Raw genomic sequence first — 16,830 nt, forward strand, 5'->3', positions numbered from 1 at the left:
TTTAGTTTATTTCACTTTTTGAAAAGAATACTTCTCTACCATTACTGAGTATTAAATCTTCTCCTTTTAATGTTACTTTTCCTTTTAAACGAATGTCTGTTGATGAAGCAGCTATTTTAAATTCATAGGTACCACCTTCAATAATCCATTTCCCTTTTTTATATTGAACTAATTGTTGTGGAGAAACGTTAAATGTTACTTTTTTACTTTCTCCCGATTTTAAAGAAACTCTTTGAAAACCTTTTAATTGAATTGGTTTCATTGTTGATGATTTATCAACCGGAGAAACATATAATTGTACTATTTCTGTTCCCTCTTTTTTACCTGAATTTTTTAGCGTAAATGAAATTGAAAAACGATCGTCAGTCAATTTTACTTTCGATTTCATTTTAAAATTACTGTAGGTATAATTGGTATAAGACAAACCATAACCAAAAGGATATAAAGGTTGATTATTTACAGCATAACCATTTTGATAATTTACTTCTTCTTTTTTCTGAGAATTAGGATACGTCACATTTAATTTTGCAGAAGGATTTACTTTACCCGTTAAAATATCTGCAATTGCATTTCCGCCTTCTTCACCCGGCAACCAAGCATTTATAATTGCTGCACATCTGCCTTCTAATTTATCTATTACTTGCTGTCTTCCTCCAAATAAAACTAAAATAACAGGCTTTCCAGTAGCCAATAATTTCTCTACAAAAGCTTCTTGTTCTCCAGGAAGTCCTATTCCCTTTCTTTTTCTACCTTCTCCATTCAAGGCAATATTCTCTCCTACTGCCGCTATAATTACATCACTTTCGTTCGCGATTTTTAGAGCATTATTTAAATCTGGTTGTGGCAAGCCTTTTACAGTTAACAGTTTTAACTTACCTAATCGACTATCTCCAAAACCACTTTTATCAATTTTTGCTTCTAAACCAGCACTCCAATCACAACCACGTTCGTGCTCAATTTCTACTGTATTACCCAATGCATTTTCCAATCCTTCTTTAAGGGTTACTAATTTCGGATTTAAAGGATCGTACTCTTCACTTTTCCAAAAAGCTCTCATGGCTTGGTACGTATAATCGCCTAACAAACCTTGTGTTGTAGCTGCATTTGGACCTACTAAAGCTATTTTTTTAACATCGCTTTTTAAAGGTAAAATTCCATTATTTTTTAACAAAACAATAGATTGAGCTGCAGCTTCATAGGCTAGTTTTCTAAATTCTGGCGGATCAAAATCTAATACACCATCTTTACCTATTTGAGGATTCTCTTCTAACAATCCTAATCTAGCTTTCATTATTAAAGACCTTTTTACGGCAATGTTAATTTCTTTTTCAGTAATCAATCCATCTTTAATAGCTTCCGGTAATAATGGAAATGCAATTGGTGTTGCCAATTCTACATCAACACCAGCATTTATCGCCATTGCACCAGCCATAGAAGAGGATTTTGCTTGCTTATGTCCTTTGTAAATTAAATTCACGGCGCCATAATCACTAACTATTAACCCATCAAAACCAATTTCTCTACGCAACATTTGGTCTAACATCATAGGGTTCGCTGTTACTGCCAAAGATTTATATTTTCCATAAGAAGGCATTACACTTTTTGCCCCTGCAATTTTTATACAAGCTTCATGAGGCATTAAATACTCTTCATATAAAACCTTTTCTTCATTGTTTTTAGTACCATAACCCGCAAAATGTTTTACGGTTGCAGCAACACCCGTTTTTAAATCATCTCCTTGTAAACCTTCAACAAAAGCAACACCTAAACGAGATGTTAAATACGCATCTTCTCCATAACTTTCTTGATGACGGTTCCAATGTGCAGTTCTACTTAAATCTAACATTGGCGATAATGCAAACGTTGCTCCAGCAGCTCTCATGTTTTGTCTTGTAGAATTTGTATTTCTTTCTACCAATCCTGGATTCCAAGAACATCCAATACCAATTTGTTGCGGAAAAGTGGTGGCTCCCATCGTTGCAAATCCTGTAATTGCTTCTTCATGAAAAATAGCAGGAATTTTCAACCTTGTTTCTGTTGTTAAATAATGCTGAATTTCTCTAACTAGATCTCTTAATTCTTCAGGATTTAATGCTTGACCCGTAGAAAACTGACAAAAATGCCCTATTCCGTTTGGAATTACTTCTCTACATTTATCTAATGACAATTTTCCATCTACCATTAACTCTCTAATACGAGTTCCTGTTATTTGAGCAATTTTCTCATCCATTGTCATTTTAGACAATATCGATTCTACTTGAGAATCTATTTCAGGAGTACTGAATGATGAGTTCAATTTTCCCTGAGCAACAAGGAAAACTGAACTCATCAATAAAACTAAAAAAACTATTTCCTTCTTCATTATTACTTTTTAATATTAGAATACTTTTCTCCTCTAATTTTCACAAATTCTGCTAATAATTCTTTCAATTTTTCTGGATTCTTAACCGCTAAATTATTTTTCTGACCTACATCCTCTTTTAAATTGTATAATTGAAATTCAGTTTTAACCCCTGTTTCAACAAAAGAATGCCAGCTCATTGCAGCTCCTTTGTATGGCGGAATCATTACCCAATCTCCTGATCTAAAAGAAGTTTTTGAACCTGCTTCTAAAACAATATTATCTCTTCCTTTATCGCTTTTTCCTAAAAATTCAGACATCATATTTTGACTATCATTTACCTCTGCTTTCACATCTAATAAACTTGCAAAAGAGGCTAATAAATCTACCTGACAAACCAAAGCTTCTGATACTTGTGGCTTAATTTTACCTTTCCAATACACCATAAAAGGAACTCTTGTACCTGCATCAAATAAACTATACTTTCCTCCTCTTAATTTACCTGCTGGTGTATGTTTTCCTAATTTTTCTATTGCATCATCAAAATAACCATCTTGTAAAACAGGGCCATTATCACTAGAAAAAACAATGATTGTATTTTCTAAAACACCTTCTTCTTTTAAGGTTTTCATAAATTCACCCACCATATAATCTGCCTCTAAAATAACATCTCCTCTTGGTCCTAATCCAGATTTACCTACAAAACGAGGATGTGGAGTTCTTGGCACATGTGGTTGTTGCAAAGCATAATATAAAAAGAATGGCTTTTCTTTATGGGTTTTTACATAATTCTGCGCTTTCTTTAAAAAGTGATCTGCCATTTCTGTGTCTACCCATTTTGCAGCATCTCCACCTTTCATATATCCAATTCTTGGAATACCGTTTACAATACTATTGTTATGACCATGGTGCCATTTCATAGTTGTTAATTCAGGATTATCTAAACCTGTAGGTTCTCCTTCAAAATTCTTTTTATAACTTACTGAAATTGGATCTTTAGGATCTAAACCATCTACAAAACCATTGTTAATATAAACTGTTGGTACACGATCTTGTGTTGCTGCTAAAATATATGCATCTTCAAAACCAACTTCATTGGGTCCTGGAGAAATATGTTCATTCCAATTTAAATTTCCTGCACCTAAACCTAAATGCCATTTACCAACAATACCAGTTTGATACCCTGCTCTTTTAAACATTTTGGGCAATGTTTCTTGCTCGGTAGTAATAATTAATGGAGCAGACCCTGGTAATATTTTTGCCTTAGGGTTTCTCCAAGGATAAACACCTGTTAACAATCCATATCTACTTGGTGTACACGTTGCAGAAGTTGCGTATCCGTTGGTAAATTTAATTCCGTCATTTGCCAAAACATCTATATTTGATGTCTTTAATTCTGTAGCACCATAAGCGCTTAAATCTCCGTAACCTAAGTCGTCCATATAAATGACAACTACATTTGGTTTTTTAGTTTCTGATGTTACATTTTCCTTTTTAGCTTCTTTACAAGCGGAAAATACAAATAGTGCAATCAATAAGTATTTTAATACGTTTTTCATTATTTAATATATTAAGAGTTTTTCGGTTAAATTTTCTTTTGTTGTTTTTACGATATACATACCTGAATTTAATTTAGAAGTATCTATTTTGTTTTCAGTTCCTTTATAAATTCGAACTCCAGATAATGTATAAATGGTAAATTCTTCATTTTCTATACTAGAATTTAGCGTAACTAAATCACCTTTTTTAGCATAATTAGGTACGAGCCGGAATTTATTTTTTTGTTGAATATTGGATGCTAAAGACAATGGGTTTTGAGATTGCTGAACTTGAAGAATTGCAGAACTAATCCGTCCTCCATTATCTGCAAATTTTACAGTTAAGGTATTTGTACCTTGTTTAAGTTGCCCAATTTCTACAGGAATCTCTAGCGTTCCAAAAAACTGTTTTCTAGTACTTTGATTGTATCCTCTTATAATATCACCATCAGTATTTATCTCGTTTCCATTGATAAATAGCGTTGGTTTTAATGATAAATTATGAGCACGTCCAATACTTAAACGTAAAGTTGCTAAACCATTTCCAGTAGCTACATTGTTAAATGTGAATGTATTATTTGTATTTGCATTAATCGTTTTTAAATATTCTGTTGCGTAATATTTTTTACTATCAATAGTATTATTGAATGCAATAACACTATTAAATTTATACGTTAAAACAACCGTTTCTCCATAATTCAAACTCAGAGTTTCTGGGGCAGTATTTTGAGAGGTTTCTGTTATTTCCGGCAATTTATCTAAAAAAATATTGACCCTTTTAATATCTACATTTTGTAATCCTTCTTTATTTAATAAATTCAAATCTACAGTTTGCACAGCATCATTTAAATTATTTAATACTACATGTACTTTGTTATCATCTACAAAAGCTTGCGTTTGTACATCTAAATTATTAGATTTTGTAAATACCCTTTTCCCTTTTACATCTTTCCAAATTTCGTAGAATAGCTTTCTTTGGGTAAGTTCTACTTTTCCGTTTTCATCTTTTATCCAAACACTAGATTTTGAATATTGCGAATTTCTATTTCTTGTGTTTACATTAAAAGGAATAGCAACCAACATATCATTTCCTCTTTCTATAAAATTCATCACCAAATGCATTTGAGAACGCACTGCTTGCGAATTTGTAATAGGCTCGTAATTAGAAACACTAGGAAAACCTGGTTGATTAGCTACCAAACGACCATATTCTGTTACAGCAATTGGTTTTACCGTTTGCAGTTTTATACTACTATACGTTTCTATTAAATCTAAAATTGCTTCAGAATTAGCACCAGAACGTCTACCTCCAGAATTATTTAATCCACTACCATCATACAAATGCACAGAAAAAACATCTACATCATTACCAGCAATATCTATAAACTTTTTAAAACGTTTGTTCCATAAATCAAAATCGTTATTTTCAAATTCTGGATACGCAGATGCATACCCCACCACTTTCATGTTTTGTAATTCTGGAACTGCGTGAATAGATTGTCCAAGATCTTTTAGATATTGACACATTTTTGTAATGACATTATCTATTTTACTGGTGATGTATTTTCCATCTTTCCCTTCTGGGTAATAATCTACAGCATGTACCATAGGCTCATTAAAAGGTTCTATAAACTCCGGAACTAATGCCCAATCTTTTTTGTAACTATTCGCTACATAATTGGCTACATTTTTACTAAAAACAGAAACATCTTCAATAGAATAATCTTTACTATCATCATAAAAAAGTTGACCTGCTGTACCTGTAGCTACTAAAAGTGGCTCCACATTTCTGATGCCCGAATATTTATTTTGAACATTAGGAATCACGCCGTTTTTTACTTTTCCAAAAGGATTCCAAAACTGACGAGAACCTTTATAATCAGAATCAATATTATATTCATTTTTAAAAGACTCAAAATCGGTATCATTAGAATTATACAAAAAATGACCCGTTATAAATTTATTACGATTAAACTCAGAAACTCCATTTATAAATCTTTGGGTTTTATGATCAATAGTAATTTCACTTTGTGAATACACAAAGAAGTATGAAAACATTATTACTACGAATATAAATTTTGACATCTTTTTCTTTAAGTTCATTTCTGTTACAATTATATCTTTCCTTTTCTAGTTACATCTACTTTTTCTTAGGCTGAAGGTTTCTAAGAATCAATATCGTATCTGCTTCACCTTTCCAAGGTCTAGCGTCCCAAAATTCTAATGGTTTTTTTACATATTTTACTTCTTCAGTAAATTCTCCTGTTAGTGTATTAAACCATTGTTTGGTCGCATTTTTATGGTTAAATTTTTCTTTTAATGCTTTAGATGTTCCTCCAGCCCAATTATTTTCTTTAGGATTGTACACTAAAATAACACCATCTTTTTCATTGGTTAAATTGTAACCAGCATTGTTATAATTTGGCATCGGTTTAAAGTTTTCGAAATGTAAATCTTTAAACAAGGTTCTCATGTGTTTAAAATATTCGAAATGAGGTTTCTTAAAATTTTCTGGTTGTTCAAACGGATTGTGAATAACGGCATTCCAAGAAGCTCCTTGCCAATAATACGTTGAATAAGCACCAGCAAATAAACACATGTAATTTCTTCTTAAACAAGCTTCTGCATTGTCATAAGCACCAGGGAAAACTACATAAGGAGAATCTTCATAACCTCCATGTTCAATATTAAAAATAGGTTTGTTCGGAAAATCATTTCTTGCTTTTAACATATTTTGATACAACGTATGTTTCCAATCTTGGGTAGAAATAAAATCTACTTCATCTTTATGATTTCTACAAAAACCGTAATCGTGCACAGAAACCAATCTGTTATAAGAATCTAACTTTCGCGTACGTGCTATGCGTTCAGAAATATACTCTTTTGTAGCTCTTGTATAATGCAACGCTTCCTTAGAAACATCCCAAATAATATTTGGAAAACCTTGATATCTTTTTACAACATAATCGTAATACATATTATCTGCCTTGGTTTCCATATCTGGCCATGAAACCAATTTGTTCCAAACATAAATCATTAAATGACTCACAATTTCTTTGTCATGCATTTGTGATATAACTCTATCAAAATGCTTAAAAAAATCTACATTTAATGCGCTAAAGTCTGGTTTTGAATTGGATCCTAAAAAAGGAAAAATATCTTCACGACTTCCGTATTCATGCTCTGGAAAGTCTTTTAATCGTTTGTCTTTTGGCCACTTTACATCATAAGAATAGACATTCATTACAACCTGATTGAAACCATATTTTTCGATTAAAGACAGTAAATGTGCTGTTTTCGGAATTTCCTTTTGATTGTAATCTAACGCAAACAACCAATCGCATTCAAATGCTAAATTGAAATAATGAGAACCATCTTCATAATAAAAATGTTGGGTATCTTCTTTTGATAAAACTACGCCACCATGTCTATTTTTCTTTTCATTTTTAGCAACTACAATCTTACCTTTTTTACCATTTAATTCTTTAATTTCAGAAGCTATCACAAAAGATTTATTTCCAATAGATGCACTCGAATAACGAAGCACCCAAGTTTTATCACCATTATAAAATAAAGGGATTTTTTGTTCTGTGTTATTGCTTTTTACAATGGCAAAAGCATTTTTGCTAAAAGGATCTTTTACTTCTTTTTTTACTTTGTAAACAATATCATTCACTTGCCATTGCACCGTTTCTATGGCCTTATTTTTCTTAGGTTTTTTCCATACCTGTATTTGTGCAACACTAACGTTTACAAAAAATAAGATACCTAATAAAATAATTACTTTTTTAATCATCCGTAAAATTTATATCATTTTAACAAAACCTAATACTTACAATTTACTGAACATCAATGCTAATGGTATTTCCTTTTAAACCTTTACCATTCACCTTAATTGTTGTTTTTCCTGATTTTTTTAAAGATTGTAATAATAAAAGTGCATGTCCGTTACTTGTAATAACCGTATCCGATTGATACTTTTGTGCACTTCTGTTAGATCCGTTATCTACTCCTAATTGTCTGATATTTCCATCTACAGAAAAAGTTATTTTTGCCTCTTCGGTTGTTACATCATTTCCGCTTTCATCAACCAATTGAGCAATTACATGCGCAACATCATAACCATCTGCAGAAAGTGTGGTTTTATCTACCGTTAATTTTATAGATGTTGGTTTTGTAGTCGTTTTTAAAACAACTTCTTTTTCATCACCATCAAAACCACCTCTTGCTGTTAAAACGCCTTCTTCAAAAGGAACTGCCCAACGTAATATTCTATCTACACTTCCGCTTAAAGACCTCCAACCTAAAGATTTTCCGTTTAATAATAATTCTGCTTTGTGCAAGTTGGTAGGAACCTCAACAATAATCATGTCTCCTTTTTTATAATTCCAGCTTTTTTGCGCTCTTATATTATTCCAGTTTAAAATCTTTTTACTGGTTGTTATTACTTTTCCGCTTAGCGGATCTACCACTAAAGAGTCTTTTACCTTGTAAGTTCCTAGTGCTATATGTGGTTTGTTTACCCAAATAGATTTAAAATGATCAAATCCCGTTTTTTTAAATCCGCCAAAATCTAAGATATCTCCATCCCATCCTTTTTGTGGCCATTTATTATGTGCTTCCCCTAAATAATCAATTCCGGTCCACATATACATACTATACACCATCGGATCTTCTATAATAGAGTTCCATTCCGTCCAATTACCAGCATTTTCATTTCCTGTAAAATGCATGTTCGGATAATTCTTTTTAGACCAATTATATTGATTTGTTTGATAACTAAACCCTACAATATCTAATGCTTCTGCATAACCAGAAGATAAACTTGCTACGGGGATAATTAGATTTGCCGTTACCGGACGACTTAAATCCATCTCTTTCGTCCACTTTACTAATTTCTTAGCCGTTTCTGTTAATTTATGTTTTCTATTTGGCAATGCTTTGTAGCGATCTTGCATTTCTTTAGCAGAAATATTCGGAATTCTATTCCAATAATTCCCTGCTCCTGGGTCCCACAAACCACTTACATGTTTGTAGTTTTCATAAGTCCACTCAATTTCATTTCCAATACTCCACTCAAAAATTGAAGGATGATTACGATCTCTTAAAATAGATCTCTTTAAATCGCTTTCTGCCCATTTTTGAAAATGTTCTGTATAACCACGAGAAACATAATCATCATGTCTTTCGTGCATGTTTTGGCGCTTGTCTTTCGGATTGTCAAACTCATCAAAAATTTCTGCTTGCACTAAAAACCCCATTTCATCACACAAATCATAAAATTCTGCAGAAAAAGGATTATGAGAAGTTCTAATTGCATTTACACCTGCATCTCTCATTAATTGCAAACGACGTCTCCAAACTCCTTTTGGCACAGCAGCACCTACTAAACCACCATCATGGTGTATACAAACTCCTTTTACAAAGGTTGATTTTCCGTTTAAAAAGAAACCTTGGTCTTTATCATGTCTTAAAGAGCGAACCCCAAAAGTTGCTATATACGTGTCTACAACTTTTCCTTTTTTAATAATACTTGTAACAGCTTTGTAAAGATTTGGTTTTGCAATATCCCAAAGTTTAGGATTTTTAATGGTTAGTTTTTGATTGAATTCACTTTCTTTTCCTCCATTTACCTTCGTATTGCTCGTAACCTCTGCAACAACTTCTCCTGCAAGGTTTTCTATTTTTGTTGATAAAATAAAAGAAGCTTTACTTCTATTTTGATTTACCACTTTTACTTGAACATTAACTTGGGCTTCTTCTTTAGTAATATTAGGTGTGGTTACAAAACTTCCCCAAATAGGAATGTGTAATTTATCTACCGTTATTAATTTTACGTTTCTATAAATTCCGCTTCCTGTATACCAACGACTGTCTACAAAACGAGAATGATCTACATGAACCGTTAAGATATTTTTAGAGCCATCTGTTTTTAATGCTTTTGTTAAGTCGAAGTATGTTGGTGAATATCCATACGGATTTTCGCCTAACAATTTTCCGTTTAACCAAAAAGTAGCATTGTTATAAACGCCGTCAAACAAAACATAGGTACTTTTATTTTTAGGATTCGCAGGTGTTTCAAAATGTTTTTGATACACACCAACTCCACCTGGTAAATAACCTGTTGCTCCATCTAATTTTTCATCAAAAGAAGCTTCAATACTCCAATCATGTGGTAGACGAACAGGTGTCCAATTCGTATCATTTATCGGAAATTTTGTTGGTTTTTTAGTTTCTTTTACCAAAGTAAATTTCCAATCGAAATTAAAATCCGTTTCTCTATTTTGAGCTGCCGTATTTTGCAGACTCATACACGTTAAAAAAACAGCTATAATGCCTCTTAAGAATTTATTCATTTTTGATTGGTTTTTATTTCTCGTTAAAATTACTGCAACCAAAAACACAATAGAATAACATATGGTCTAAATAGAATCATTAATGATTTACAACAACTCGTTTTTAGAGTAATTAAGCGATAACGGCAGAAATTATCCCTTAAAATGCTACTTTCTCTTATTTTCTGTATTTTTTTTAAAACTTTAAATTCATCTTTTTTAAGACATCTAAAAAAATAAAAAGCATAAAAAAAGGACTAAAACTAGCCCCACATTTTTACTAAAATTAGACGTATTTATGAAAATAAAACCTCTTTAAAACCAACTTTTTTACAGTTAAAAATTCACTCTTTACTTCAATAAAAATAACAATAAGACTACGCAATCCTTCTTTATTTCTTAGAGTAGAAATCTCCTTACTTAAAATACATATACTATAATAAAAACAATTATCTCTTGTTTTACAATATTAGAATTTAAACAAAAAAAAACCCTCTTTTCAGAGGGCTTTTTCAATAAATTAAAAAACCTTTAGAACCCAGTACCTGGAGCTACAGGAGATTGCGCTTGCGCTTTCTGTGGATTTAAGATCAAGTAAGTACCTAACGCAGTTAATGCTGCATATTTACCGTAGTTTCCTATCTTTTTAAGAGCGTCTTTACGAGAAATATCTTCTGGTGTATTATTTATTTGTTTTTTCATTTTATATCGCTTTTATAATTTGGTTTATTCTAAAATAATTTTCTTGTTTAATTTACCTGTTGCAGACTTAATCTGAACTATATATAAACCTTTCGCTAATTTAGGTACACTAATATCTTTAACTCCATTTGTAGTAAATGAATTATTTAATACTTGTTTTCCTAAAACATTATATAGACTAATAGTTGCATTACCTTGTTCTAAACCAACAACTCTTAAAGTAGAAGCATTAGCTTGATAAACGCTTATGTTTTCTGTATTAAAGTTATCTACACTTAAAGCTTGTTGCGCTGTTGTGTGTACATAAAACCTTCCAACTCCATCTAAAGCCTCTGTTAACGTAACTTTATAAGTACTATTTGCTTCATCTAAACGAGTAAATGTTTTTGCTATTCTATCTTCTAAAAACACATTAAGACCAGAAGGTAGGTTTAAAGATTCTGCAGAAAAAGTAATTTCTTTATTCGCAGCTGCTTTTACACCAACAGGAATTACTTTTGATTCTAAATCTGAGTTAGACAAAGATTGAATTTTATATTTCTCTCCTTTATTATTAGATAATAACTCTGTGTAAATAGAAAAACTATCATTAGATTTTGGAAACATTAACCCTTCATAACCAGCATCAAAACCATTTGTTGCATTGTTTGAATAATAAACCTCTGCGTAGTTATAGTAACCATCTACAGAAATCTGAAGTTTCACTTCTGTTTTCGCCGTTTTTTGAAATGTATCAGTAGTACCATTTTCACCAATACCAATTTGATTAGACTCTGCAAAGTTTATATCACCCGTTGCAGAAACAACAGCTTGTGCAAAGAAACCTTGCCCTGGAGCTAATGTGAAATTACTATCATACGTTTTTGGAACATATTCTCCATTAGTACCTACTGAGCGATTAAAAACCCAAATTTGAGTACTTTCAAGTGCTGCATTGTCTAATACAGTAGCACTACTAATGTAAGATGTGTATGGATTTCCTAATAAATTTAAACGATTTCCAGTAGCTGCAACAGGAATATTAACTCCCGCATCATCGGTATTAATAGTTCCTAAAAAACCAAATTCTGCTTTTGCTCCTCCATTAACAACTTTTAAAGAATACCCTTGACCTGGCATAAAAGTACCAGAACCACCTGCTTGTAAATATTCCCAATTATCATTTGCAGTATCATAGGTAGCTAAGCCTCTATTATTTCCTGTTCCTGATGCCATACCAGCAAAAGTATCATCATAAGTTACTGCTGCAACAGGCGCAGATACTAAATACCAACCTTTTGCCGCATCAGCCCCTGCGTCTTGTACTTGTCTTTTATAGTTAACTAATCCAGTAGAAGAACCACTTACTATTAGAGAACCTCCTTTTTTAATGGTTAACGTTCCTGGTGCCGTTACTACTAAATTATTAACCACAGCAGCAACATCTGCTTTAATATTTACATTGCCATTATTTGAAAGTATAGAAACATTGTCTGTTGCTGTTGGTAAAGCACCATTAGACCAATTTGCTGGATTGCCCCAAAAAGCATCTGCTCCTTGATTAAATAAATTTATTTTAGAATCCCAAGCACCAACATCACTCATATCACTTCCAAAATCAATTGGAGTAGCATCTGTTAAAGTTGCAGGAGCAGTAAAAGTTACATTTGGTGTAACAAAAGATAAATTAGAATTTGTTAAATCTGCAGAACGGTTTGATGCTACTTCTGTATCAAAAATATTACCAGCATCAGTTAAACTATTTGTAAAAGTTGAGGTATTACTCGAATTACCAGCAATATTTGATACAGCTCCACCAGTTGCTGTATTGCCATAAAAAAGACAGTTTGTATAATTAAGAATCTTTGTAGCAGCTCCTTGCGTACGGATACCGCCTCCGTTATTTACTACTCCGGTTGTAGAGTTGTTATAAACCGTTACATTGGTAAGATTAGCATTTCCATCAGCACCATTAAATATGATTGCGCCACCTCTATTTAGTGTAGTATTGTTAACAAAAGTTGAATTTGTTAATGTTAAAAGAGACGCAGCACTATTGCTATTATAATTCAAAGCTCCACCATGTCCATTAGTAGCTGTAGTACTATTTCCATCAAAAAGACATCCTGAAATAATTGAGGTACCAGAATTCAAAACAGCAACAGCTCCTCCACCTCCAGCTCCTATAGAACTATTAGTAATAAAAGTTGAATTAGTAAGATTTAAATTTTGATTTCCAGCCACATAAATTGCTCCACCTCCATTGTCTGAAGAATTGCTAGTAAAAGTACAGTTAGTAACCGTTAAAGTATTACCAGAAGTAGATCCTACAAAATTAATTGCGCCACCATTTTTAGCATTACCTGCAACTGTATTATTAGTAAATGCACAATTTGTAAATGTTACATTACCAACATTTAAATTATTAGCATTTATGACTCCTCCAGGAGCCGTTCTACCAGTTACTCCAGAAAATGTTAAATCTGTAAATGTAATATCTTTAGCTGCAAACAGGCCAAAAAAACCTCTTTTCAATGTAGTTGCATCTGTATTATCAGCAATTATTGTTCCACTAGAAGTACCAACAAATGATAAACTTTTATTTAACGATTTATTTTCGTCAGACACAACGGTTCCAACTATATAAATTGTATCTCCATCAGAAGCAGTATTATGAGCTTTACCAATTGTTAAAAAAGGTGTTGCAGCTGTTAGCCCATCATTTGAATTACTACCATCTGCCTTCACATAGTAATCTGTGGCAGATAAATTAAAAGCCCCAATAAGGCATAGACATAAAGTCAAAAATAATTTTTTTTTCATTTTTTTCATTTTAATTATTGATTAATTGTTAAACGCTTTTTTATCTAACTATAGATTTTTCAAATATCAACTAAACATTCACTTTTTAGGAGTACAAATAATCTTTATCAAGAAACATATTATCATTTTTAAAAAACAAAAAACTACAAAAAACAAATTAAAAATAGATCTTAATACAGCGCTACATCTATCTATACCTAGGTAAATAAGCATATAATAAAGTTAAAACACCACACATTTAACTGTTTTTTAACAAAAAAAATGTTGAAAAAATAATTTATATTTTATTTAACAAAAATCATGAAAGAAGGAAAAAACTCGACTTTTAAAGTTTCCTTTTTTTTACCTGTGAGATACTAGATGCGTTTATATATGTTAAAAAAAAAATTCTTACTCTATTCTAAACTTTATTTTACACCACAATTTTATCTTATAATCTATTTCTAAAGACCAAACCCTTTTAGACATCTCTTATCATCTAACAAACTTAAATACACTTTCTTGCTTGTAAAAATAAACTTCAAAATGATGAGTTAAATTCATTTGGCAGTACTCGTTAAAAAAGAAAAAGGAAGCTTCTTTTCTAACTCCTATTTTTATAAAACAAAAAATCTCCGAAGCCTGCGCCTCGGAGATTTTTTTCAATTAAAAAGGGACCTAAAAACCCAATTCTTTTTTATGGTAACCTAAAAAGCTACTGCTCAAAATAGGTGTCTAACCTGTTAAAATTCGTGCACTTTATCTCTAAAAACACCTAGTTCCTTTACCCTTTTTTCCACCAAGACTTTTTAATCTCAGTATCACCGTACCCATAACCATAGCCATAGCCGTATCCATAGCCTCTTTCTATATCTATATCATTTAGTAAGACTGCCATGTTTGGCAAACGCTTTTCTTTATAAAGTTTTGCTGGTATTTCTAACAAACGTTTGTCGGAATAATTGGCTCTAATGGTATAAATAAACAAGTCGGCATTTTTACCTAATAGCATGGTATCTGTTACTAATTTAACCGGCGCTGTATCTACAACTACAAAATCATAGTTTTCTTTTCCGTAGGCTAATATATCCTCAAAACGGCCATTACTTAATAATTCGGAAGGATTAGGAGCAATGACTCCAGAGTGTACCACATCTATATCTAGAGCGTCTATATGTTTTATAACATCTGTTACTTTTAAAGATCTGTCTGTTAAATAGTTTGTAATACCTTTCCCTAGTTTCGTTTGTAAATATTCTGCTAAACGAGGTTTTCTAATATCTGCACCAACTAATAATACTTTTTTATTAGAAAGCGCCAATACAGAAGCTAAATTTACGGCAATAAAAGTCTTTCCTTCACCTGGCACTGTAGATGTTATAAAAATAGTTTTTGCACCATCCGTAACTCCTGCAAGCATAAAATCTAAATTGGTACGTACCATCCTAAAAGATTCCGAAACACCACTTCTACCATCTTTGTGCACAACCACTTTATTCGCATCCTTTGTTTTAGGAATTTCCCCTATTAAAGGAGCCTTTACAATGGCTTCTATATCTTTACTACTATGTACTTTATTATCTAATAAAAACAAGATATAAATTATAGCAAAAGGTATTAGTAAACCTAGCACTAAACCTATCAAATAGATTTTTTTACGATTAGGGCTTATCGGATCGTCACTTCCTCTTGCGGTATCAATTACTTTTGCATTTGGTAAGGTAACTGCCAATGAAATAGCATTTTCTTCTCTCTTTTGTAATAAATACAGGTATAACGTTTCTATAATTTGCTGTTGTCTTTCAATATCTCTAAATTCCCTTTCTTGTTTTGGAACGGTAGACATTCTATAACCTACTCTACTTTCTGTTTTTTTGGCATCGTTTAAAGAAATACTTAAAGATGATTTTAAATTTACAAGACTTTGAGAAATACTACCACGTAATTGAGCAATTTGAGAATTTAAATTAACAATTACAGGATTCTTATCACTGGAACCATTTAAAATTCTATTTCGCTCTAAAATTAATTGATTGTATTGTGCACTATTCGCATTCACACTACCATCACTTAAACCTAAATTTGCCGGAATTAGATTTTCTTTATTTTCAGTGATATATTCTGTTACATAATCAGCCAATCTTAATTGGGTGTTTAAACCTACAATTTTCTTTTCTAATTCGGCATTACTTTCTAAGACCATAGCTGCTTCTGCAGGAATACTTGTAAGTCTATTGCTAGATTTAAATTCCTCTACCCCTTTATCTACAGCAGATAAATCTTTTTCAATCACTGCCAATCGTTCATTTATAAAGGTACTTGTATTGTTCCCTATTAAATTTTTATCGGCAACAGCATCTTTATTATATTGATGTACCAAATCATTTAAAATAGCGGTAACCTTTTCTTTATTCTCCCCAATTAAACTAATCTCTAATAAACTAGCTTTCTCAAACATTAAACCTACTTCCACCGCAGCTCTTAAACTTTGTGTAACATTCTTTATGGGGGTAATATGAACCGTTATTACTTCGTTTGTAAGCATATCTTCGGCAGCCAAAGGTGTTAAAGTAATGTTACCAAACTCCATCTTTACCTTTTCTCCAAATATATGTGGCGTTACTTTCTCATCCTCTGAAATAATTTCAAATTTAGAATCAGAAATAACACGAACCTTAAATGTGGTGCTTAAAGAATAAATTTTCTCTATAGCAGAAAAAGTTATTTTAAAAGGCACTTCTTTATTATAGATTTCTGTATTTCGAACTCTTCCTTCTTTATGAAAAGTGGTCTGTAAACCTAAATCTTTTACAACACGCTCCATAAGCATGTAAGATTTTAAGATCCCAATTTCATTGTCTATCGATTTTTTACCACCTCCCATTAAGCCTAAGTCTTCAAAGGCAGAAAGTTCACTTGGTAAACCACCACCACTTTCATCATCAATTAAAATAGTGGTGGCTACCAAATATTGGTTAGGCGTATAATATGCTATGGCATAGGCCAAGCCTAATGCAACCAAAACACATACTACAAACCATTTCCAATAAAACAAATATTTTTCTAATTGTTCACGTATATTAATCGGTTTATCTTCCTCTAACAATTGGTTTAACAGATTCTCTTCTTGCAT

8 protein-coding genes are annotated in these 16,830 nt (G+C 31.9%); all 8 read right to left on the reverse strand.

Annotation, left to right across the window (positions count from 1 at the left end):
- Position 1 precedes the first annotated feature (1 nt).
- The 8 genes from JOP69_RS04805 to JOP69_RS04840 all read right to left on the reverse strand — a co-directional run bounded on the left by JOP69_RS04805 (position 2) and on the right by JOP69_RS04840 (position 16,830).
- Positions 2–2,362 carry a glycoside hydrolase family 3 N-terminal domain-containing protein gene (locus tag JOP69_RS04805; protein ID WP_203392229.1) on the reverse strand — a complete coding sequence of 787 codons (2,361 nt, stop codon included), beginning with the start codon at positions 2,360–2,362 and terminating at the stop codon, positions 2–4.
- A 2-nt stretch (positions 2,363–2,364) separates the two neighbouring features.
- On the reverse strand, positions 2,365–3,900 hold the full coding sequence (locus JOP69_RS04810) for an arylsulfatase (protein ID WP_203392228.1): 1,536 nt from the start codon (positions 3,898–3,900) through the stop codon (positions 2,365–2,367).
- Positions 3,901–3,903: 3 nt separating this feature from the next.
- Positions 3,904–5,964 (reverse strand): T9SS type A sorting domain-containing protein, encoded by a 2,061-nt coding sequence (locus JOP69_RS04815; RefSeq protein WP_203392227.1) that lies wholly within the window; start codon positions 5,962–5,964, stop codon positions 3,904–3,906.
- A 55-nt stretch (positions 5,965–6,019) separates the two neighbouring features.
- Positions 6,020–7,675 (reverse strand): DUF4038 domain-containing protein, encoded by a 1,656-nt coding sequence (locus tag JOP69_RS04820; protein WP_203392226.1) that lies wholly within the window; start codon positions 7,673–7,675, stop codon positions 6,020–6,022.
- A 43-nt stretch (positions 7,676–7,718) separates the two neighbouring features.
- Positions 7,719–10,235 carry a glycoside hydrolase family 2 TIM barrel-domain containing protein gene (locus tag JOP69_RS04825; protein ID WP_203392225.1) on the reverse strand — a complete coding sequence of 839 codons (2,517 nt, stop codon included), beginning with the start codon at positions 10,233–10,235 and terminating at the stop codon, positions 7,719–7,721.
- Between the two features lie 510 nt (positions 10,236–10,745).
- The gene (locus tag JOP69_RS04830; RefSeq protein ID WP_203392224.1) at positions 10,746–10,916 is read right to left on the reverse strand and encodes a hypothetical protein; all 171 of its coding nucleotides are present in this window, start codon (positions 10,914–10,916) and stop codon (positions 10,746–10,748) included.
- Positions 10,917–10,940: 24 nt separating this feature from the next.
- Positions 10,941–13,718 carry a T9SS type A sorting domain-containing protein gene (locus tag JOP69_RS04835; protein WP_203392223.1) on the reverse strand — a complete coding sequence of 926 codons (2,778 nt, stop codon included), beginning with the start codon at positions 13,716–13,718 and terminating at the stop codon, positions 10,941–10,943.
- A 763-nt stretch (positions 13,719–14,481) separates the two neighbouring features.
- Entirely contained in the window at positions 14,482–16,830 is a 2,349-nt protein-coding gene (locus tag JOP69_RS04840) for a polysaccharide biosynthesis tyrosine autokinase (RefSeq protein ID WP_203392222.1), read from the reverse strand.

The organism is Polaribacter sp. Q13 (assembly GCF_016858305.2).
In the GTDB taxonomy this organism is placed as follows: domain Bacteria; phylum Bacteroidota; class Bacteroidia; order Flavobacteriales; family Flavobacteriaceae; genus Polaribacter.

Excerpts from the sequence above, each read along its gene's own strand:
- JOP69_RS04805 (WP_203392229.1), bottom strand. The coding sequence starts at position 2,362 with ATGAAGAAGGAAATAGTTTTTTTAGTTTTATTGATGAGTTCAGTTTTC.
- JOP69_RS04810 (WP_203392228.1), bottom strand. The coding sequence starts at position 3,900 with ATGAAAAACGTATTAAAATACTTATTGATTGCACTATTTGTATTTTCC.
- JOP69_RS04815 (WP_203392227.1), bottom strand. The coding sequence starts at position 5,964 with ATGTCAAAATTTATATTCGTAGTAATAATGTTTTCATACTTCTTTGTG.
- JOP69_RS04820 (WP_203392226.1), bottom strand. The coding sequence starts at position 7,675 with ATGATTAAAAAAGTAATTATTTTATTAGGTATCTTATTTTTTGTAAAC.
- JOP69_RS04825 (WP_203392225.1), bottom strand. The coding sequence starts at position 10,235 with ATGAATAAATTCTTAAGAGGCATTATAGCTGTTTTTTTAACGTGTATG.
- JOP69_RS04830 (WP_203392224.1), bottom strand. The coding sequence starts at position 10,916 with ATGAAAAAACAAATAAATAATACACCAGAAGATATTTCTCGTAAAGAC.
- JOP69_RS04835 (WP_203392223.1), bottom strand. The coding sequence starts at position 13,718 with ATGAAAAAAAAATTATTTTTGACTTTATGTCTATGCCTTATTGGGGCT.
- JOP69_RS04840 (WP_203392222.1), bottom strand. The coding sequence starts at position 16,830 with ATGCAAGAAGAGAATCTGTTAAACCAATTGTTAGAGGAAGATAAACCG.